The organism is Stenotrophomonas sp. YJH_SMC_133, assembly GCF_059370655.1.
Genome location: NZ_JCAFTW010000001.1, coordinates 199,174 through 218,429, shown reverse-complemented (window position 1 = coordinate 218,429; position 19,256 = coordinate 199,174). Strand labels below are relative to the sequence as shown.

The following is a 19,256-nucleotide window of genomic DNA, read 5'->3' as shown; positions in this document are numbered from 1 at the left end:
AAGGTTGGCACCTACCCGCGTGGGAAAAGGTGTGCCGACCAACGGTCGGCACCTACGGCGTCAAATGATCCTTCGGATCATTTGACGCTGCGCAGATGGTTCGGGCGCTTCGGTGGGCCGGGCGGGCGGCGCTTGTTGAACGGCGGCTGCCCGCGCCAGTAACGGATCAGCAACCAGCCGAACAGCATGCCGCCCAGGTGCGCGAAATGGGCCACGCCCGGCTGCCAGCCGGTCATGCCCAGCACCAGTTCGCCCACGCCGAACAGGATCACGAAGGTCCGCGCCTTCATCGGGATCGGCGGGAACAGCAGCATCACCCGCTGGTTGGGAAACAGCATGCCGTAGGCCAGCAGCAGGCCAAACACGCCACCGGAGGCGCCCAGCACCGTCGCCGGGTTTTCCAGCAGCGTGCCCACCAGCAGCTGGCAGACGCCTGCACCAGCCACGCACACCAGGTAATACAGCAGGAAGCGCTTCTCGCCCCAGGTCTGCTCCAGCGGCGCGCCGAACATGAAGACCGCCAGCATGTTGAAGAACAGGTGGCCGAAGCTGCCATGCAGGAAGCCATAGGTCAGCAGCTGCCACGGCTGGAAGTTGCCGCCCGGCGAGAACGCATCGAAGCCCTGCTGCAGCGGTTGCAGCATGAACGGCTCGAAGGTCTGCATGCCGAGCAGGAACGGCTGCTGCAGCAGGAACAGGATCGCATTGGCGATCAGCAGGGCCTTGGTGACGGTTGGCAGTCGCGGGAACATGGGAGTACCGGCATGGAACGGCCTCCATCATAGCCGCAGCACCGTGTCTTGTTGGCGGCCCTCAGGTCCGGCCTGTTCAGTCGCCAGCGGTGCTCAGCCCGGGCCCCACACAGCGGCATCCAGTGCCGCTGCCGGATCAGCCGCCGGCATCCGCACCCGGCCGTTCTCCACCACCACGCCCTCCGCGCGCAACCGCTGTGACTGCTCGCGCCATCCGGCCGACCCTTCTTCCATGGCGATGCGCCCATCCGAGCGCAGCACGCGGTGCCAGGGCAGGTCCGGGTCGTCGTTCTGGCCCAGGATGCGCGCGGTCAGGCGTGCACGCCCGGGCAGGCCCGCGCGCATCGCCACCTGGCCGTAGCCCATCACCTGCCCCACGGGGATCGCGCGGATCACCGCCAGGATGCGCGCACGCGCCTGCTCCGGCGTCAGCGCCGCAGGCGGGTCACCAGCAGAACGCCGATCAGCACCAGCACGGTGCCGGCGATCTGCGCCGGCCCCATCGGTTCGTCGAGCAGCCATAGGCTCATCACGATGGTGGAAACAGGGCCCAGCATACCGACCTGCGCGGCCAGCGACGAACCCACGCGCTGCACCGCCAGCATGATCGCCAGCACCGGCAGCACCGTGCACACGGTGGCATTGACCAGCGACAGCCATTGCACTGGCGCCGGTGCCTGCCACAGCAACGGCAGCGGATGGGTCACCGCGAAATGCAGCAGCACCAGCACGCTGGCCACGCAGCTGGCATAGGCGGTCAACCGCACCGCGCCGATGCGTGCGACTACCTGCCCACTGCCGAACAGGTACAGCGCGTAGCTGAGCGCACTGCCCAGTACCAGCAGGCTGCCGACGATGATCTGCCCGCCCTCGCGCTGCAGATCGTGGCCGAAGGCGAGCAGCACGCCGAGGTAACTCAGCACCAGCGCGCCGATCTGCCACCGACCCGGCCGCTGGCGCGTCAGCAGCACGTTGATCAGCAGCACCAGGGTCGGGTTCAAGTAAAGAATCAGGCGCTCAAGGGTCACGCTGATGTACTGCAGGCCCTGGAAGTCGAGCAGACTGGACAGGTAGTAGCCGGTGAAGCCCAGCCACAAAACGCGGGCACGGTCGGCCCAGGTCAGCGGCTCGGCCCGGTGCGCGGCCCACAGTGCCATCAGTACGAACAGCGGTAGCGCCATCAGCATGCGCAGGGCGAGCAGCGTGGTGGCATCCACGCCGTGACGCAGTCCGAGCTTGACGATGATGGCCTTGCCGGAGGCGGCGATGGCGCCGATGGCGGCCAGGCCGATGCCTCCCAGCGCGATGCGTGGGGAAGCGGTGGCGATACGGGAAGCGGGGCTGGACATCAGGACGACGGCGGGCCGCACGGGGCGGCCAGGGAAGGCGTAAGGGCGTCCATTGTCGCATGGGTGCGCCTGGTGACCTGGAGAGCCGAGCCTGCGCTCGGCTCTAAAACCGTCCAGCTCAGCGCATCAGCACGACTTCCTCGGCCGAGGTCGGGTGGATCGCCACGGTGTCGTCGAACTGGGCCTTGGTCGCGCCCATCTTCACCGCCACCGCAAACCCCTGCAGGATCTCGTCGGCCGCTTCGCCCAGCAGGTGGATGCCCACCACCCGTTCTTCCGGACCAGCACAGACCATCTTGAACAGGCTGCGCTGGGTGCCATTGGCCAGCCCCTGCAGCATCGGACGGAAACGGCTGTGGTAGACGCTCACCTGATCGAACCGCGCGCGCGCCTCTTCTTCGCTCATGCCCACCGCGCCCAGCGGTGGATGCGAGAACACCACGCTGGCCACGTTCTCGTAATCCATCTTCGACTGCGGGCGGCCACCGAACAGGCGGTCCATCAGCCGCCGCGAAGCGGCCACCGCCACCGGGGTCAGGCCGACCTTGCCAGCGATGTCGCCCACCGCGTGCACGCTCGGCACACACGTGGTCTGCCATTCGTCCACCTGCACCTGCTGGTGTTCGCCGATACCGATGCCGAGCGCTTCCAGGCCCAGATCGCGGCTGTTGCCACGGCGGCCGGTGGCAAAGAACACCGCGTCGAACACGCTGTCGAGCGGGCCATCATGGCCGAATGCACGTACGCGTTCGCCATCGCGCTGCAGTTCGCGCAGGCGATAGCCGAAATGGATGCGCACGCCCTGCTGCTTCAGGTTCTCGGCCAGCTGATCGGTCAGCTCGTAATCGAAGCGATCCAGCAGCCGCTGGCCACGCACCAGCAGGCTCACCTTGCTGCCCAGTGCCTGCAGCAGGCCGGCCAGCTCCACCGCGATGTAACCGCCACCGATGATCGCCACCTCGGCCGGTGCCGCGCGCAGATCGAAGAAATCATCGGAGACCAGGCCCAGTTCGGCACCGGGGATGTCAGGCCGCAGCGGGTGCGCGCCGGTGGCGATCAGGATGTGTTCAGCGCTGTAACGCACGCCATCGCTGCAGGCCACGGTATGCGCATCGAGCAGATGACCGCGCGCCGGAATGCGCACCACGCCGGTTTCGTCCAGGCGCTTGTGGTAGCTGGTGTGGATGTTGCTGATGTAGGCCTGGCGATGGATCACCAGCTCCTTCCACGACAATGCCGGGCGTGCCTTGACATCGAAACCCATCGCACTGGCCAGGCCGATGCGCTCGTGCAGGTCGGCCGCCAGCCACATGGCCTTCTTCGGCACGCAGCCGACGTTGACGCAGGTCCCGCCCAGTTCACCAGGCTCCAGCAGCGCCACGCGCTTGCCGTGCTGCGCGGCGCGGATCGCGCCAGCCAGGCCGGCGGAACCACCGCCAAGGACGATCAGGTCGTAATCATAGGGTGCAGTGCTCATCGGAATCGCTCGGGTCGGTAAGGGGCAGGATCGATCGCCGGCGTGCGGCCGCAGACGAGATCGGCGATCAGCTGGCCGGTGCCGGCGCTCATGCTGATGCCGAGCATGCCATGCCCCGCTGCAAGCCAGACGTGAGGATGCGCGGGCGCGCGGCCGATCAACGGCACGTCGTCCACGCTCATGGGGCGCCACCCGCACCACTGCTCCTGCAGCCGCGCACCACGTGGCGCGCGCAGGTAGTGGTCGGCGGCCTGCTGCAAGGCCTGCAGGCGGGTCGTGCGCAGCTGCGGATCGGCACCGGCGAATTCCATGGTGCCGCCCAGCCGCAGCGCTTCGCGCCAGGCGATCACGAACACGGAATGGTCCTTCAGCACGACTGGACGCTGCGGCACCTGCGCCGGTCGTGACCAGGTCAGCGAGTAGCCCTTGCCGGGTTGGATCGGCACGCGCAGATCCAGTTGCCGCGCCCAGCGCGGTGACCACGGCCCGGTCGCCAGCACCAGCTCGCGCGCCTGCAGCATGCGTTCACCGGCACGCACGCGCACACCCTGCGCGTCGGCGCTGAAAACCTCCACGTCCGACTGTTCTTCGATCACCACGCCCTGTGCGCGCAGCACGCGCGCCAGTTCGGCGGTGTAGCGGTCCGGACGCAGCTGGGCATCGCCGGGGAAGTGGATCGCACCGGCAAGGCGATCATGGAACGCCGGATTGTCGCGCGCGTAGTCGGTGCCATCGATGCGCGCCGAGGCAATGCCCTGTGCGTTCAGCGCCTCACACTCGGCAGCGTGGTGATCGAAATTGCGGGCGTCACCGAACACATAGTCCAGACCGCGCGCCTCGAACTCGCAGTCCAGCGCATGCGTCTGCACCCACTGCGCCAGGCGCAGCCGTGAATCATTCAACAATGCGCCGCGTGCCCGCGTGGCGTGCAGCCAGTCGCGTGCGTTGCAGCGCGCCCCGAACTGCAGCAGCCAGCGCCACAATGCTGGGTCCAGGCGTGTACGCACGTACAGCGGCGCACGCGGATCGAGCATCCAGCGCAGCGCGCGCAACGGCACGCCGGGCGCTGCCAGCGGTGGCGCGTGGCTGGGGGTGATGGTGCCGCAGTTGCCATGCGAAGTCGCGCCGCCGACACGCCCACGGTCGATCACGCGTACCTGCCGGCCCTGTGCACGCAGCGCGAGTGCGGCAGCCAGTCCAATGGCACCGGCGCCGACCACGATCACATCCTCGCGCGCGCCCTGCATCGATCAGCCCTGGCCGGCCTCGCGCCGCATCTGCGGCCACTGCCGATAGGTCATCGCGCGCCACAGCCATTCCATCGGCCCAAAGCGGAAGCGGCGCAGCCATACGTGCGAGATGCCCACCTGCACGGTGAACAGCAGCAGCGCGAACATCAACTGCACGCTGCGTGGCATCGTTTCGAACGCGCCCAGGCCGTAGTGGTAGAACAGCCAGGTGCACAGCAGCGACTGGCCGAGGTAATGGGTCAACGCCATGCGCCCGACCGGCGCCAGCCAGCCCAGCCGCGCGCGGCAGTGTACGATCCAGGCCAGGTAACCCAGGCACATCGGCAGGCCGCCGATCGTCACCAACGCCATCGCCGCCGTAACCGGCAGATCGTAAGCGCCCGGCGCCAGATACGGCTTCCAGGCAACACCCAGCAGCGTGACCAGCAGGCCGAAGGGCAGCGCCCCCCAACGCAACACCGCATACAGCCGCGGGAAGCGATCCGGCGTGGCCAGCGCGCCGCTGCCGGCAAACCAGCTGCCGATCAGGAACATGCCCAGCACTTCCGGGCCGGTGATCAGCATCGCCCCCATCGACGTGCCGAACTCGCTCAGCCGCTGCGCATTGGCCTGCATCCAGCTGCCCTGCCCGTACACCAGGCGCTGCAGATCGATGCTCTGCTGCGCGTCGGTGAGCATCTTCCGCACGTCCTCCGCCGAAGCCATCGACACCATCGCGCCGACCAGCAGCATCATCGCCACACCGCCGAGATAGACCGTTACACCCATCCACGGCAGCCAGCTGCGCGGCGCCTCGCGGCAGGCCAGCAACGGCAACGAGACCAACGCGTACATCACCAGGATGTCGCCGGACCAGACCAGCAGCGCGTGGCACAGGCCGATCAGCAGCAGGCCAGCGCTGCGGCGCAGGTAGAACGGGGTGAAGTCACGCCCGGCCGCCTCGGCGCGCTGCGCCATCACCGCGAAGCCGGCGCCGAAGAGCAACGAGAACAGGGTGAAGAACTTCCCCTGCACGAATACGTAGACAAAGGCATCGGCCCAGTAGTCGATACCCTGCCAATGCACGTCGATGCCGGTGAAGGCCAGGTCCAGCGGTCCGCTGAAGGCCTCGATGTTCATCAGCAGGATGCCCAGCAGCGCAGCACCGCGCAGCACGTCCAGCACGGCGATGCGTTCGCCGGAAGCCACCGGCTGCAGGGAAGGAGAAGCGGCGTTCACGGGGCGTCCGTCGGGCAGGTCCGCCATTATGCCGCCGGCCCGCGTGCCATGGATGGCCGCGCCGTGTTCCAGAAACGCAATGGCCCGCCGAAGCGGGCCGTTGCTGCCATCATGATCGCGCTGCGATCAGTGGTGGTGACCGCCGTCGCCGTGGACGTGGCCGTGGTCGATCTCTTCCTTGCCGGCTTCGCGCACATCGACGATTTCCACGTCGAAGTGCAGGTCCTTGCCAGCCATCGGATGGTTCAGGTCGACGTCGACGACGCTCATGCCGACCTTCTGCACGGTCACCGCACGCGGGCCGAAGTTGGTCTGCAGCACGACCTGCTGGCCCGGAGCCAGCTTGGTGTTGCCGAAATGCTTCTTCGGCACGCGCTGGGACAGGCCCTCGCGGCGCTCGCCGTAGGCATCGGCTGCGTTGACGTCAACGCTGAAGGTCGCGCCGGCTTCCTTGTCCATCATGGCGTTTTCCAGGCCCGGGATGATGTTGCCGTGGCCGATCAGGATCGCCAGCGGCTCGCCGCGGTCCTTGGACGATTCGATCGGCTCCTGGCCGACTTCGGAAACGGTGTAGTGGAAGCGGACAACGCGGTCTTTTTCGATCTTCATGCGCAACTCTGTCTGGATCTGCCGGAGGCAGGCGGGTTGGGGCGGGTTGTCGCCCGGCGGGGACGCCGCCATCATGACGGCCAATCCCAAGGTGGCGCATTATCCGGAGAACATGCACATCACGCCAGTTTCGTCCGGCCTGCGCCGGCTCCTCGCCCCGGCCCTGCTGCTGGCCCTGCCCGTGCTGATGACCGCCTGCGGCGGCGGCAAGGCCACCCGCCCCGCTCCGCCCCCGCCGACCGCGAACTGGCCGAAGACCGTGCCGGACAACCCCGAGGCGGCCAACTCGGTGCTGATGCGTGCCATCAGCCTGGTCGGCACCCCCTACCGCTATGGCGGCAACACCCCGGATTCCGGCTTCGACTGCAGCGGCCTGGTGGCCTATGTCTATCGCGAGATGCTGGACCTGAAACTGCCGCGCACCTCGCGCGACCTGGCGGCGGTACAGGGTCCGAAAATCGATCCGCAGCGCCTGGCCACCGGCGACCTGGTGTTCTTTGGCAGCCGCGGCAGCGTCACCCATGTCGGTATCTATGTCGGTGAAGGGCGTTTCGTGCATGCACCGAGCACCGGCGGCACCGTGCGCCTCGACTCGCTCAGCGGTCCCTACTGGAAGGACCACTACACAGGGGCGAAACGCGTCCTTCGCTAAAATGAACAGGCGATATGTTCAAACCTGTGACGAACATCACCCTGCAAATAACGAATTACTAACGGAATTTTTAACTTATCCGCGCTTTTACAGGGCATGATGCCCCATCGTTTTTTTCCTGTGACCGACGCGTGACGACTGACGACCTGAAAAGCGAAGGCCAGACTTCCGTATCTTCACGTAGTGCCCGCCCGCTGTTGCTTGGCCTGGCACTGTGTCTGACCAGCCTTCCGGCCTGGTCGCAGACTGCTCCGAACCGTTCCGATGTGAGCCCGGCCCCGGTGGCCGAGAGCACCGCCCGACCGGCCGCCAAGGCCGAGGCTGCCGCTCCGCAACGCAGCCGCGTCGACGCCGCCGCCAGCGCTACCCTGGCCGCCCTGCTGCCTCACCTGGCCGCCAACGACACCATTCCGCTGATGGACCGCTCGGCCGTGGTGGCCGGTGACCTCAGCCGCCTCCTCGCCAACTACGACACCAGCAGCGCTGCCAATGGCAGCGTTGTCGGCACCGCGGCCGACAATGGCAAGGTGCAGTCGCTGCTGCGTCGCGCGATGACCCTGCTGGGCACCCCATACCGTTGGGGCGGCAGCAACCCGGACAGCGGCTTCGACTGCAGTGGTCTGGTCGGCTACGTGTTCCGCTCGGCCCTGGGCATTGAGCTGCCGCGCGTCTCGCGCGAAATGGCACATGACGACAACGCCGAACTGATCAACGACCGCACCGCGCTGGCCGCCGGTGACCTGGTGTTCTTCGGCCGCAAGGGCCGCGTCGATCACGTCGGCATCTATGTGGGTGATGGCCGCTTCCTGCACGCACCGAGCTCGGGCAAGGACGTGCGCGTGGACACCCTGCTCAGCGGCTACTGGGGCAACAAGTTCATGCAGGCCCGCCGGGTCGATCTCTGATCTGGCCGGTTGGCGCTACCACGCCGCCTGACACGAGAAAGCCGCTGCCCTGCAGCGGCTTTTTTGTTAAGCCCGCGCAATGGTGGGTAGCTGCCGATCTTGGTCGGCACCGCCTCCATCCACGCGTGGCGTGGATCTACCAGGCCCGGCTTGACCGCCACCGCGCCAGCCAGCTCCCAGACAAAAAGCCCGCCGTTCAGGGCGGGCCTTTCATCTCCACGCAACCTCAGCCGCGTGGCGGCGTCGGATCGGGGTCGTCCACACCCACATTGCTGGACGGATTGTCATACACCGCCTGGTCGAGCAGCCCGGTTTCCTTGGCCACGATCACCGGCACCAGCATCTGGCCGGTCACGTTCGTCATCGTGCGCATCATGTCGAGGATGCGGTCGATGGCATACAGGTAGCCGATCGTCTCCAACGGCAGGTTGGCCGCGCTCAGCACCACCGTAGCCATGATCACCGCGGTACCCGGAACACCGGCCGTACCGAAGCTGCCCAGCACCGAAGCAATCAGCACCACCACGTACTGTTCAGGGGTCAGCGGCACACCGCTGTACTGCGCGATGAACACCGCGCACAGCGCCGGGTAGATGGCACCGCAGCCGTCCATCTTGATGCTGGCGCCCAGCGGCACCGCAAACGAACCGTAATCCTTGTTCACGCCCAGGTTGTGGGTGATCGAACGCAGTGCCACCGGCATCGCCGCGAAGCTGGAAGAGCTGACGAACGCAACCTGCATGCCCGGCGCCGCACCACGGAAGAACTTCAGCGGGTTCAGTCCGTGCGCCAACAGCAGTGCGCTGTAGACCACCACGATGTGCAGGGCGCAGGCCACGTACAGGGCCAGCACGAAATGCCCCAGCGGCAGCAGCTTCTCGAACCCGTAGCTGCCGACCAGGCCGGCGATCAGGCCAAAGGTGCCGATCGGGGTGACTTCCAGCACGAAGCGGGTCACCTGGATCATGATGTCGCTCATCTGGCCGACCAGCTTGCGCGCCTCGGTCACCTTCTCGCCGAGCTTGACGATGGCGAAGCCGACCAGGCCAGCGAAGAAGATCACCGGCAGGATCGAGCCACGGCCGGCGGCCAGCACGGTTTCGCCGGCCGCGTTGACCTTTGTGCCGATACCAGACAGCGCATAGAAGACATTGGCCGGTACCACGTCCAGCAGCACCTGCACCACACTGGGCACTTCGCGCGGCACGTAATTGCTGGCCATCGTCAGCTGCAGGCCACCGGCGCCGGGCTGCAGCACGGTGCCCACGCCCAGTCCGACGCACACCGCCAACGCAGCAGTGATCACGAACCACAGGAAGGTGCGGCCACTGAGCGCGGCAACCGACTTCTGGCCGTGCAGCGAGGAGATCGCATTGATGACCGCGAAGAACACCAGCGGCACGGCGATCATCTTGATCAGGGTGACGTACAGCTCGCCAAGCGGGCCGAACCACGTTTCCGCGGCCGGGCCGAGCGCCCAGCCGGCCAGCGCGCCGAGCACGAAGCCACCGACCACGCGCTGCCAGAATGGAATCCGCAGCCAGGCAGAGACCAGCTTCATAGGCAATCCAGAGGGAAGGAAGGGATGCTGGCACGATAGCCCATCAACGGCTGGGGAACGACCGCCCGACCGGCAAATCAGTGTGTCATCGGCGTGCCTTGCGAGGGCGGGCATAATGAACGTCCCGTTACAGTTTGTGAGATCCCAGCGTCCATGCGCCGTTCCGTCTCCCTGTTGGCCGCCTGCGCCACCACCCTGCTGCTGGGCGCCTGCGCCAGCACCACCCCCGCCACTGCCCCGGCCAGCCTCAAGGTCGCCGTCGACCCCGTCGCCCACCCGGCCGGCGAGACCCCGCAGTGGTGGTACCGCAGTGGCGCCGCCCAGGCCGCCGCCAACGGTGCGATGTCCGGCAAGGCCAAGAACGTCATCCTGTTCCTCGGCGACGGCATGAGCTTGACCACCGTGGCCGCCTCGCGCATCTACGAGGGCCAGCAGAAGGGTGGCTCCGGTGAAGAGAACCTGTTGTCCTGGGAGCGCTTCCCGGCCACGGCATTCAGCAAGACCTACAACACCGATTCGCAGACGCCCGATTCGGCCGGCACCATGACCGCCATCACCACCGGCGTGAAGACCCACATGGGTGCGATCGGCGTCAGCGCCGGCAGCCGCACCGACTGTGCCGACAGCCTGTCCAAGGGCCTGCTGACCTGGCTGCAGCTGGCCGACAGCGCCGGTCTGGCTACCGGCGTGGTCTCCACCGCGCGCCTGACCCATGCCACCCCGGCCGCCACCTACGCGCACTCGCCCGAGCGCAACTGGGAAAACGACACCGACCTGACCGAAGCGGCCAAGGCGGCCGGCTGCAAGGACATCGCCCAGCAACTGCTGTCGACCTCACGCTATGGCCGCGGCCCCCTGGTCGCCCTCGGTGGCGGCCGCGGTGAATTCACCACCGTGGAAGAGCGCGATCCGGAATACGACGACAAGGTCGGCCAGCGCCTGGATGGCCGCAGCCTGGTGCAGGAATGGCAGCAGGCGCACCCGCAGGGTGCCTACGTGTGGAACAGCAAGCAGCTGGCCGCCGCCGCCAACGCACCGGCCATCCTTGGCCTGTTTGAGCCGGACCACATGCGCTACGAGTACGAGCGCCCGCAGGATCCGGGCGGCGAGCCGAGCCTGGCCGAACTGACGGCCGCAGCGATCAAGAATCTGGCCAAGCACCAGGAAGGCTACGTGCTGATGATCGAAGGCGCGCGCATCGATCACGCCAACCACAGCGGCAATGCCTACCGTGCACTGACCGAGACCGTGGCCCTGTCCGACGCAGTGCGCGTGGCCAACGAACTGACCTCCGCCGACGACACCCTGATCATCGTCACCGCCGACCACTCGCACACGCTGAACTTCGTCGGCTACCCGGCACGTGGCAACCCGATCCTGGGCAAGGTGAAGGACAAGGGCGGCGAAGACGGCGCCGGCAAGCTGGACTACGCGCTGGACGGCACCGGCCAGCCGTACACCACGCTGAGCTACGCCAACGGCCCGGGCCACACCGGCAGCAGCAACCAGCAGCCGGCCGGCCCGAAGCGTTACCCGCACAACCCGAGCAGCTTCGAACCGGCCAACGGCCGCCCGAATCTGCGCGAGGTCGACACCGAGCATCCGGACTACATGCAGGAAGCACTGGTGCCGATGAAGTCCGAATCGCACGGTGGCGAGGACGTCGGCATCTGGGCACGCGGCCCGGGCAGCAAGGCGATCCGCGGCACGCTGGAACAGAACGCGATCTATCACATGATCGTGCAGGCCACCCCGGCCCTGCGCGAGCGCCTGTGCCAGGCCGGCACCTGCGATGACAAGGGCGTGCCGGTGCAGCTGCCGGCACCGACCGCGTTCGAGCGCAAGGCCGAGGCCAAGTGATCGCACGGCAGGCCCGCCCTGACGCTGCCAGCGGCCGCTTCGCGCGGTCGCTGGCCCTGCTTGGCGTGCTGGTCAGCGCCACTGCAGCGGCACAGGCACCGGCATGCAAGCTGCTGACCGACGAACACGGGTTGTGGCCACTGCCCAACTGCGAGGTGATCGATCACCGGCCGAAGATCAGCGCCGACACGCTGAAGGACCTGAATTACGACGACCACGGCCTGGCAGTGGTGTACGCCGACCAGGGTTTCCACTACGTCGACCGCAAGGGCCGCAGCCTGCCGGTGCTGACCTGGGACAACGGCCCGGAAACGCCGCAGGAAGGCCTGCTGCGCGCCCGCGTCGGCAACCGCGTGGGCTACTTCGACCTGACGTTCCGCCAGGTGGTGCCCGGCACCTTCGATTTCGCATGGCCGTTCCAGGACGGCGTGGCCGAGGTCTGCAATGGTTGCCGTCGTGGTACGCCGGATGCCGATGGCCACACGCCGATGGAAGGCGGAGAGTGGTTCCGCATCGACCGTTCGGGTCGTCGGGTGAAGTAGGGTTTTTGGCAGGGCTGCGCCCTGCACCTGCAGACGCCAAAGCAAGATCAAAAGCGGCTCTGGTTTCCTGTGAGTTGGGTGGGGCGGTGTGGGTGGGCAGGACACGCCGTAAACCCATCCCTGGGGGCTCGATGGCGCCATCCATGGCGCCAACGGTCCTGCCCACCCACACCGCCCCACCCCCGACAGTTTTCCGGTGACGGTTGGACCATCCACGCTTTGCGTGGATCGTATCTGTCAGATATCGAATTGAATCCGGGGTCAGATCCGTTTTCCGCAGGAAAACGGATCTGACCCCATGAGCAACCCGACAGTTCGCAGGAAACTGTCGAAGGCGGGGTGGGTCCGGTTGCGGGAGTGTCCGCGGCATGGATGCCGCGGCCAAGCCCCCAAGGACGGGTTTACGGCGTCTCCCGCAACCGGACCCACCCCGCCTACCCTCAGGAAACCAGCTTCTGCTGTTGCTGTTGCTGTTCCTCTGGATCGTAGCGGGTGCAGGGCGCAACCCTGCCGAGCAACCCTATACTTGCCACCGTGACTGCCTTCCCTGCCCTCGTTCCGCTGGATGCGCCGCTGCTGGTGGGCTACAGCGGTGGCGTCGACTCCACCGTGCTGCTGCACTGGCTGTGGCGCTGCGCGCAGACTTCCGGCACCGCCCTGCGCGCGGTGCACGTGCATCACGGCCTGCAGCCCGATGCGGATGACTGGGTGCTGCACTGCCAGCAGCAATGCGACGCCTGGGGCATTGAGCTGGCCGTGCACCGCGTGCAGGTCGAGAACGGCACAGGCCTGGGCACCGAAGGTGCCGCGCGACAGGCACGACGTGCCGCGTTCGCGGCTGAGCTGCGCGAAGGCGAAACGCTGGCACTGGCGCAGCACCAGGACGACCAGGCCGAGACCTTCCTGTTGCGCGCCCTGCGCGCTTCTGGCGTCGATGGCCTGGCGGCGATGTCCACGCACAGCCGCCTTGGCGAACATCCCTTGTGGCGCCCGCTGCTGGCGGTACCACGCAGTGCACTGCTCGACTACGCGCGCCAGCACGCGCTGCGCTGGATCGAAGACCCCAGCAACGCGGAAGACCACGCCGATCGCAACTTCCTGCGCCTGCAGGTGTTGCCGTTGCTGCGCCAGCGCTGGCCGCATGCGGCTGCAGCATTGGCGGGCAGCGCGACGCATTGCCGGCAGACCCGCGAACTGCTGGACGAGGAAGACGCCGAGCTGATCGCGCATCTGGAAGTGGCACCGCGCGTGCTGTCACTGGAACTGCTGCGCCAGATGTCGCCGCGCCGCGCAGCACGCGTGCTGCGCGCGTGGGTGCTGGGCCATGATGCGGCACCGTTGCCGGCCTCGGTGTTGCAGCAGGCGCTGGAGGAGCTATTGCCGGCCGACACCGACCGCCAGGCGCGTGTGCGCTGGCAGCAGCACGTGATCCAGCAATGGCGCGACCACGCCTATCTGCTGCCGGCCCGGCTGCCCTCGCTGCCCCTCGACTGGCAGGCCGAGTGGGATGGCCGTGCACCGCTGCCATTGCCCGACGGTGGCCAGCTGAGCCTGCTGGGCGCCGGCGCTTTCGAACAGCCACTGCAGGTCCGTGCACGCGTGGGCGGCGAGCGCATCCTGCTGCAGGGTCGCCAGCATTCGCACGCGCTGAAGGACTGCCTGCAGCGCGAGCACCTCGCCCCCTGGCGACGCGCGCAGCTGCCGTTGATCTTCGATGGCCCGCAGTTGCTGGCCGCCGCCGACGTGGTCATCGCCGCGCCCTTGCAGGCCTGGTTGCAGGCCAACGAGGCACAGCTGCGGTGGCGTCCCGGCGGCTGGTGAATTGACCCCCGCGCGCGGCCCGTCCACACTTGCCGCATGGCCAAGAAGTCCCCCGAAAACGCCTCCCCCGTCGCCCAGTTCGAGCAGTCGCTCGAATCGCTGGAGCAGCTGGTGGAGCAGATGGAAACCGGCGAGCTGAGCCTGGAAGCTTCGCTCAGTGCTTACGAGCGTGGTGTCGGTCTGTACCGCCAGTGCCAGCAGGCACTGGAGCAGGCCGAACTGCGCGTGCGCCTGCTCAGTGATCCGGCGCAGCCGGAAGCCTCCGAGCCCTTCGACCCGCCCAGCCATGACGGCTGAGGTTCTGTTCGCGCGCTGGCGTGACCGTATCGAAAGTCAGCTCGATGCCGCCCTGCCCTCGCCTGCCGAGGCGCCGCAGCGCCTGCATCAGGCCATGCGCTATTCGGTGCTTGGTGGCGGCAAGCGCATGCGGCCCCTGCTGGTCTACGCCAGTGGTCACCTGTTCGGTACGCAGCCGGAAAGCCTGGATGCGGCGGCCATGTCCGTCGAGCTGATCCATGCCTATTCGCTGGTGCATGACGACCTTCCGGCGATGGATGACGACGCCCTGCGTCGCGGCAAGCCCACCACCCACGTCGCCTTCGACGAAGCCACCGCGATCCTTGCTGGCGACGCCCTGCAGACCCGCGCCTTCGGCCTGCTGGCCGATGCGCCGCTGCCGGCCACGTTGCGCGTGGCCTGCCTGCAGACCCTGGCCCACGCCTCAGGCGCGTCCGGCATGTGTGGCGGCCAGGCGCTGGACATCGATGCCACCGGCCAGCAGCAGACGCTGGCGGCGCTGACCCGCATGCACGCGCTGAAGACCGGCGCGCTGATCCGCGCGGCAGTGCGCATGGGCGCGCTGTGCGGCCAGGCCCACGAACCGCAGCTGGCCCAGCTCGACAGTTTCGCCGATGCACTCGGCCTGGCCTTCCAGGTCCGCGATGACATCCTCGATGTCGAAGCCAGTTCCGAACAGCTGGGCAAGACTGCCGGCAAGGACCAGGCGCAGGACAAGAGCACCTTCCCCGCCCTGCTTGGCATGGACGGCGCAAAGGCCCAGCTGCACGAGCTCGCAGCGCGCATGCAGTCGATCCTGGCCAGGTATGGCGAGGAAGCCGACGCGCTGCGCGCGCTGGCGACGCTGGCGGTGGAACGCGATCACTGATCGCTGCACGCGGCCCGGCATTCCCCGCACACGAAAACGCCCGGCAGTGCCGGGCGTTTTCAGTTCCGCGTGCAGACGATCTTACTTGATCAGGCGCAGCGCGAACGGGTAGCGGTAGGCTTCGCCGTTGTTGGCCTTGACCGCAGCGATGATGCTGAACACCAGGCTGATGATGCCGACGATCGGGGCCAGGAACACGCCGATGATCACGATGGTGAGGATCATGCTGATGACCATGGCGATGGTCACGGTGATCTGGAAGTTCAGGGCTTCCTTGGCCTGGTCGGTCACGAAGGCCTTGCCAGCATCGTCCTTGTTGATCAGCCAGATGATCAGCGCGCCGATGAAGCCGGTGAAAATGCCCAGCAGGTGCGCGGCCAGGGCCATGGTGCGCTGGTCGGCCGGAACGTCGGCGGTGGCCGGTGGCGGCGGCGGGACGTTATCGAATTCACTCACGACAAAACTCCTTTTCATTGGGTGGTCTTGACCAACCAGCACCCAGCTGATTGCGTCAGGCGGGCATAGCTTACGCCATCGACGGCATCAATCATTACCTGCGATGGTCATCCGCCCCAACAGGATCGAACCGGTCCGGATGTGCGAACGGGGATCGACGTCGCTGCCGACCGCCTCGATGCTGCTGAACATCTCGCGCAGGTTGCCCGCGATGGTGATGCCGTCCACCGGGTACTGGATCTCGCCGTTCTCGACCCGGAAGCCACCCGCGCCACGCGAATAGTCGCCGGTCACGCCGTTCACGCCCTGCCCCATCAGCTCGGTCACCAGCAGGCCATCGCCCATCTGCCGCGCGATGTCCTGCAGCGGGCCGGCATTGGCCGCCAACTGCAGGTTGTGCACGCCACCGGCGTTGGCGGTGGTCTGAAGGCCCAGCTTGCGTGCCGAGTAGCTGCCCAGCACATAGCGCTGCAGCACGCCGTCGCGGACCAGAGCCGAGGCCCGGGTGGCCACGCCGTCGCCGTCGAAGGCGGCCGAGCGCAGGCCACGGCGCAGGTGCGGCAGCTCCTCGATCTGCATCCATTCCGGGAACAGGCGTTGGCCAACGCTGTCCAGCAGGAAGCTGGCCTGGCGATATAGAGCACCGCCGGACACCGCCGACAGCAGGTGCCCGACCAGGCTGCGCGCCACTTCCGGGGCGAACAGCACCGGCATGCTGCCGGTGGCCAGCGATCGTGGCTGCAGGCGGGCGACAGTGCGCTCGGCGGCACGACGTCCGACCAGGTCGACGTCCTCCAGGTCCTCGCGAGCCAGCGCACTGGTGTACCAGCCGTCACGCTGCATGCCATCGCCCTGCCCGGCGATCAGCGCACAACCGACCGAATGGTGGGTGCCGCGCTCACGGCCGATGAAACCATGCGAATTGGCATAGACCGACAGGCTCTGCATGCTCGACACCGAGGCGCCGTCGGAATTGCGGATCTGCGCATCGGCCTCACGGCCTGCGGCTTCGCAAGCCAGGGCCAGGTCCACCGCCTCGTCGGCCTGCAGCGCCCACGGGTGCCAGCCGTCCAGGTCCGGGAAGTGGGTGGCCATCAGCGCCGCCTCGGCCAGACCGGCGGCCGCGTCATCTTCGGTATGCCGGGCGATGGCGCAGGCCTGCTCGACCGTGGCCGCCAGGCTGGCCTCGTTCAGGTCGCCGGTGCTGGCGCTGCCCTTGCGTTGGCCGAAATACACAGTGACGGCGATGCCGCGGTCGCGGGTGGACTGCACGGTTTCGACCTCGCCGAGGCGGACATTCACCTCCAGCCCGCGGTCTTCGCTGCAGCTGACTTCAGCCTGGCTGGCGCCCAGCGCGCGGGCGCGGTCGAGCAGCTGCTGGGAGAGGTCGGCCAGCCGTTCCAGCCGGGCCGGGCTGTCGTCGCCGACGGCGGCTTCAGGGGCGATCACGTTCAATGCTTTATCCTGTACGGGTTGGGCCCGGCATCACGCCGGGCGACTTTTTTTGAAATCAGGTATGGACGATGCGCGGACGCGACGAAGAAACCGGTGAATTCCACGACAAGAGCCGCAGCCAGAACCGGCGCGACGCGCTCGACGTCCTGGCCCTGGGCGAAAAACTGGTGTCGCTGACACCGGCCCAGCTGGCGCGCCTGCCGATCCCGGAAGACCTGCTGCCGCACATCGCCGAGTGCAAGCGCATCACCGCGCACATCGCCCACAAGCGCCAGCTGGCGTTCCTGGCCAAGCACATGCGCCGCGAAGAAGAAGCCACGCTGGATGCGATCCGCGATGCGCTGGATGCCAACAGCGAAACCGGCCGCCGCGAAGTGGCGATGATGCACCGCGTGGAAGACTGGCGCGAGCGCCTGCTGGCCGAAGGTGACAAGGCGCTGGCCGCCCTGCTGGACGATTACCCGCAGGCCGACCGCCAGCAACTGCGCACGCTGGTGCGCAATGCGCAGGCCGAGAAGGCGAAGAACAAGCCGCCGCGTGCCTATCGCGAGATCTACCAGGTGCTGCGCGCACTGATGCTGCCGGCGGCGCTCGGCCTGAAGGCCAGCGCCGAAGACGCTGGCCACGTCGAAGCCGACGAGGCCGACGAGGACTGAGTCCGCGCTGGAGCGGGCGGTGGCGCTGGCCATCGCCCGGCTCAGGCCTGGGTACCGCCGACGGTGATGCCCTCGATCAACAGCGACGGCTGGCCGACACCCACCGGCACGCTCTGCCCGTCCTTGCCACAGATACCCACGCCCTCGTCCAGCGCCAGGTCGTTGCCGACCATGCGCACCTTCTGCATGGTTTCCGGACCGTTGCCGATCAGGGTCGCCCCCTTCACCGGCGCGGTGATGCGGCCATCCTCGATCAGGTAGGCCTCGGTGGCCGAGAACACGTACTTGCCGCTGGTGATGTCGACCTGGCCGCCGCCGAAGTTCACTGCATACAGGCCCTTCTTCACCGAGCGGATCATTTCCTGCGGGTCGTGCTGGCCGGCGCGCATGTAGGTATTGGTCATGCGCGGCATGGTCAGGTGCGCGAACGATTCGCGACGCCCGTTGCCGGTCGGTGCCATGCCCATCAGGCGTGCATTGAGGCTGTCCTGCATGTAGCCGACCAGGATGCCGTCCTCGATCAGCGTGGTGCACTGGCTCGGGTGGCCTTCGTCGTCGATGTTGAGCGAACCGCGACGCCCGTCCAGGGTTCCATCGTCGACGATGGTCACGCCCGGTGCCGCCACGCGTTCGCCGATGCGGCCGGCATACACGCTGGTGCCCTTGCGGTTGAAGTCGCCTTCCAGGCCGTGGCCGACCGCTTCATGCAGCAGCACGCCGGGCCAGCCAGGTCCCAGTACCACCGGCATCACGCCGGCCGGCGCCGGCACGGCGTCCAGGTTCACCAGCGCCTGGCGCAGGGCCTCGCGCGCAAACGCTTCCGGGCGGCCATCAGCGAACAGTTCCCCGTAGCCATAGCGGCCACCGCCACCGGCATAGCCGGACTCGCGGCGGCCGTTGTGTTCGACGATCACCTGCACGTTCAGGCGCACCAGCGGGCGCACGTCAGCGCCCAGCACGCCGTCGCTGCGCGCGATGAGCACCGTGTCCACGCCGCCGGACAGACTCACCATCACCTGCTTCACGCGCGGGTCGGCGGCACGCAGGTAGCCGTCCAGGCGCTTCAGCACCTCGACCTTTGCCTCGTTGCCGACGCCATCGATGGGATCCAGCGCCGGATACAGCGCGCGTGAATTGCCGCGCAGCAGCGAGCGCCCGGACTGCGCGCCACCCTCGCGCGAAATCGCACGCGCCGACTGCGCCGCGGCCAGCAGCGCGTCGGCATGGATGTCGTCGGAGTAGGCGAATCCGGTCTTCTCGCCGGACATCGCCCGTACGCCCACGCCTTGCTCGATGGAATGGGCGCCGTCCTTGACGATGCCGTCTTCCACGCTCCAGCTCTCGCGGCGGGCGTGCTGGAAATAGAGGTCGCCGAAGTCCACACCGGGGCCGAGCAGCTGGCCGAAGGTGCGCTCCAGGCCAGCGGTATCCAGCCCGCCGGGGCGCAGCAGGCGATCTTGGGCAAGCGTCAGGGCGATATCAGTCATGGTTCTCGATCTGGGGGTGCTGGGGCGCTCAGGCAAGCCCC

Annotated in this window: 19 protein-coding genes; 8 read left to right on the top strand and 11 right to left on the bottom strand. The window is 67.6% G+C overall.

Going from position 1 to position 19,256, the window contains the following annotated elements:
* Positions 1–77: 77 nt before the first annotated feature.
* The 7 genes from AC5P78_RS00955 to AC5P78_RS00925 form a co-directional block, all read right to left on the bottom strand.
* The gene (locus tag AC5P78_RS00955; protein WP_005410509.1) at positions 78–752 is read right to left on the bottom strand and encodes a rhomboid family intramembrane serine protease; all 675 of its coding nucleotides are present in this window, start codon (positions 750–752) and stop codon (positions 78–80) included.
* 93 nt (positions 753–845) lie between these two features.
* The gene (locus tag AC5P78_RS00950) at positions 846–1,274 is read right to left on the bottom strand and encodes an MGMT family protein (RefSeq protein ID WP_371105605.1); all 429 of its coding nucleotides are present in this window, start codon (positions 1,272–1,274) and stop codon (positions 846–848) included.
* Positions 1,181–2,101 carry a DMT family transporter gene (locus AC5P78_RS00945; protein ID WP_414498630.1) on the bottom strand — a complete coding sequence of 307 codons (921 nt, stop codon included), beginning with the start codon at positions 2,099–2,101 and terminating at the stop codon, positions 1,181–1,183. The genes AC5P78_RS00950 and AC5P78_RS00945 overlap by 94 nt, the downstream gene beginning before the upstream one ends.
* 118 nt (positions 2,102–2,219) lie before the next feature.
* On the bottom strand, positions 2,220–3,578 hold the full coding sequence (gene gorA / locus AC5P78_RS00940) for a glutathione-disulfide reductase (RefSeq protein WP_005410512.1): 1,359 nt from the start codon (positions 3,576–3,578) through the stop codon (positions 2,220–2,222).
* Entirely contained in the window at positions 3,575–4,825 is a 1,251-nt protein-coding gene (locus AC5P78_RS00935) for an NAD(P)/FAD-dependent oxidoreductase (RefSeq protein WP_012480913.1), read from the bottom strand. The genes gorA and AC5P78_RS00935 overlap by 4 nt, the downstream gene beginning before the upstream one ends.
* A gap of 3 nt (positions 4,826–4,828) precedes the next feature.
* Positions 4,829–6,073: a DUF418 domain-containing protein gene (locus tag AC5P78_RS00930; protein ID WP_329755495.1), complete on the bottom strand. Its 1,245-nt coding sequence runs from the start codon at positions 6,071–6,073 to the stop codon at positions 4,829–4,831.
* A gap of 99 nt (positions 6,074–6,172) precedes the next feature.
* Entirely contained in the window at positions 6,173–6,655 is a 483-nt protein-coding gene (locus tag AC5P78_RS00925; protein ID WP_012480915.1) for an FKBP-type peptidyl-prolyl cis-trans isomerase, read from the bottom strand.
* 73 nt (positions 6,656–6,728) lie between these two features.
* Here AC5P78_RS00925 and AC5P78_RS00920 point away from each other — a divergent pair, with 73 nt between their 5' ends.
* Together AC5P78_RS00920 and AC5P78_RS00915 are read left to right on the top strand one after the other, a co-directional pair.
* A complete protein-coding gene (locus tag AC5P78_RS00920; RefSeq protein ID WP_005410516.1) occupies positions 6,729–7,307 on the top strand; it encodes a C40 family peptidase in 579 nt (192 codons plus the stop codon).
* Between the two features lie 131 nt (positions 7,308–7,438).
* Positions 7,439–8,212: a C40 family peptidase gene (locus tag AC5P78_RS00915; protein WP_005410517.1), complete on the top strand. Its 774-nt coding sequence runs from the start codon at positions 7,439–7,441 to the stop codon at positions 8,210–8,212.
* 226 nt (positions 8,213–8,438) lie between these two features.
* Here AC5P78_RS00915 and AC5P78_RS00910 read toward each other — a convergent pair whose 3' ends face one another.
* Positions 8,439–9,773 carry a dicarboxylate/amino acid:cation symporter gene (locus AC5P78_RS00910; protein WP_005410518.1) on the bottom strand — a complete coding sequence of 445 codons (1,335 nt, stop codon included), beginning with the start codon at positions 9,771–9,773 and terminating at the stop codon, positions 8,439–8,441.
* A 153-nt stretch (positions 9,774–9,926) separates the two neighbouring features.
* Between AC5P78_RS00910 and AC5P78_RS00905 the strand changes: the two genes are divergently transcribed.
* From AC5P78_RS00905 to AC5P78_RS00885, 5 genes are all read left to right on the top strand, one after another.
* Positions 9,927–11,633 carry an alkaline phosphatase gene (locus tag AC5P78_RS00905; RefSeq protein ID WP_005410519.1) on the top strand — a complete coding sequence of 569 codons (1,707 nt, stop codon included), beginning with the start codon at positions 9,927–9,929 and terminating at the stop codon, positions 11,631–11,633.
* Positions 11,630–12,175 (top strand): WG repeat-containing protein, encoded by a 546-nt coding sequence (locus tag AC5P78_RS00900; protein WP_012480918.1) that lies wholly within the window; start codon positions 11,630–11,632, stop codon positions 12,173–12,175. The genes AC5P78_RS00905 and AC5P78_RS00900 overlap by 4 nt, the downstream gene beginning before the upstream one ends.
* 534 nt (positions 12,176–12,709) lie before the next feature.
* Positions 12,710–13,996 carry a tRNA lysidine(34) synthetase TilS gene (gene tilS, locus AC5P78_RS00895; protein WP_173364576.1) on the top strand — a complete coding sequence of 429 codons (1,287 nt, stop codon included), beginning with the start codon at positions 12,710–12,712 and terminating at the stop codon, positions 13,994–13,996.
* A 36-nt stretch (positions 13,997–14,032) separates the two neighbouring features.
* Positions 14,033–14,293 carry an exodeoxyribonuclease VII small subunit gene (locus AC5P78_RS00890; RefSeq protein WP_005410522.1) on the top strand — a complete coding sequence of 87 codons (261 nt, stop codon included), beginning with the start codon at positions 14,033–14,035 and terminating at the stop codon, positions 14,291–14,293.
* The gene (locus AC5P78_RS00885) at positions 14,283–15,161 is read left to right on the top strand and encodes a polyprenyl synthetase family protein (protein ID WP_012480920.1); all 879 of its coding nucleotides are present in this window, start codon (positions 14,283–14,285) and stop codon (positions 15,159–15,161) included. The genes AC5P78_RS00890 and AC5P78_RS00885 overlap by 11 nt, the downstream gene beginning before the upstream one ends.
* An 81-nt stretch (positions 15,162–15,242) precedes the next feature.
* Here the strand turns inward: AC5P78_RS00885 and AC5P78_RS00880 are convergent, their stop codons facing one another.
* Both AC5P78_RS00880 and pmbA read right to left on the bottom strand, forming a co-directional pair.
* Entirely contained in the window at positions 15,243–15,617 is a 375-nt protein-coding gene (locus AC5P78_RS00880) for a DUF4870 domain-containing protein (protein WP_005410524.1), read from the bottom strand.
* An 87-nt stretch (positions 15,618–15,704) separates the two neighbouring features.
* A complete protein-coding gene (gene pmbA / locus AC5P78_RS00875) occupies positions 15,705–17,072 on the bottom strand; it encodes a metalloprotease PmbA (protein ID WP_065183446.1) in 1,368 nt (455 codons plus the stop codon).
* Between the two features lie 68 nt (positions 17,073–17,140).
* Here pmbA and yjgA point away from each other — a divergent pair, with 68 nt between their 5' ends.
* Positions 17,141–17,728, top strand: coding sequence for a ribosome biogenesis factor YjgA (gene yjgA / locus AC5P78_RS00870; protein WP_005414121.1), 588 nt, complete (start codon positions 17,141–17,143; stop codon positions 17,726–17,728).
* 41 nt (positions 17,729–17,769) lie between these two features.
* On the opposite strand, the gene tldD is transcribed toward yjgA, so the two are convergent.
* Positions 17,770–19,215 carry a metalloprotease TldD gene (gene tldD / locus AC5P78_RS00865; RefSeq protein ID WP_012480923.1) on the bottom strand — a complete coding sequence of 482 codons (1,446 nt, stop codon included), beginning with the start codon at positions 19,213–19,215 and terminating at the stop codon, positions 17,770–17,772.
* Between the last annotated feature and the right edge of the window lie 41 nt (positions 19,216–19,256).

Excerpts from the sequence above, each read along its gene's own strand:
- AC5P78_RS00955 (WP_005410509.1), bottom strand. The coding sequence starts at position 752 with ATGTTCCCGCGACTGCCAACCGTCACCAAGGCCCTGCTGATCGCCAAT.
- AC5P78_RS00950 (WP_371105605.1), bottom strand. The coding sequence starts at position 1,274 with ATGGCTGCTCGACGAACCGATGGGGCCGGCGCAGATCGCCGGCACCGT.
- AC5P78_RS00945 (WP_414498630.1), bottom strand. The coding sequence starts at position 2,101 with ATGTCCAGCCCCGCTTCCCGTATCGCCACCGCTTCCCCACGCATCGCG.
- gorA (WP_005410512.1), bottom strand. The coding sequence starts at position 3,578 with ATGAGCACTGCACCCTATGATTACGACCTGATCGTCCTTGGCGGTGGT.
- AC5P78_RS00935 (WP_012480913.1), bottom strand. The coding sequence starts at position 4,825 with ATGCAGGGCGCGCGCGAGGATGTGATCGTGGTCGGCGCCGGTGCCATT.
- AC5P78_RS00930 (WP_329755495.1), bottom strand. The coding sequence starts at position 6,073 with ATGGCGGACCTGCCCGACGGACGCCCCGTGAACGCCGCTTCTCCTTCC.
- AC5P78_RS00925 (WP_012480915.1), bottom strand. The coding sequence starts at position 6,655 with ATGAAGATCGAAAAAGACCGCGTTGTCCGCTTCCACTACACCGTTTCC.
- AC5P78_RS00920 (WP_005410516.1), top strand. The coding sequence starts at position 6,729 with ATGACGGCCAATCCCAAGGTGGCGCATTATCCGGAGAACATGCACATC.
- AC5P78_RS00910 (WP_005410518.1), bottom strand. The coding sequence starts at position 9,773 with ATGAAGCTGGTCTCTGCCTGGCTGCGGATTCCATTCTGGCAGCGCGTG.
- AC5P78_RS00905 (WP_005410519.1), top strand. The coding sequence starts at position 9,927 with ATGCGCCGTTCCGTCTCCCTGTTGGCCGCCTGCGCCACCACCCTGCTG.
- AC5P78_RS00890 (WP_005410522.1), top strand. The coding sequence starts at position 14,033 with ATGGCCAAGAAGTCCCCCGAAAACGCCTCCCCCGTCGCCCAGTTCGAG.
- AC5P78_RS00885 (WP_012480920.1), top strand. The coding sequence starts at position 14,283 with ATGACGGCTGAGGTTCTGTTCGCGCGCTGGCGTGACCGTATCGAAAGT.
- yjgA (WP_005414121.1), top strand. The coding sequence starts at position 17,141 with ATGCGCGGACGCGACGAAGAAACCGGTGAATTCCACGACAAGAGCCGC.
- tldD (WP_012480923.1), bottom strand. The coding sequence starts at position 19,215 with ATGACTGATATCGCCCTGACGCTTGCCCAAGATCGCCTGCTGCGCCCC.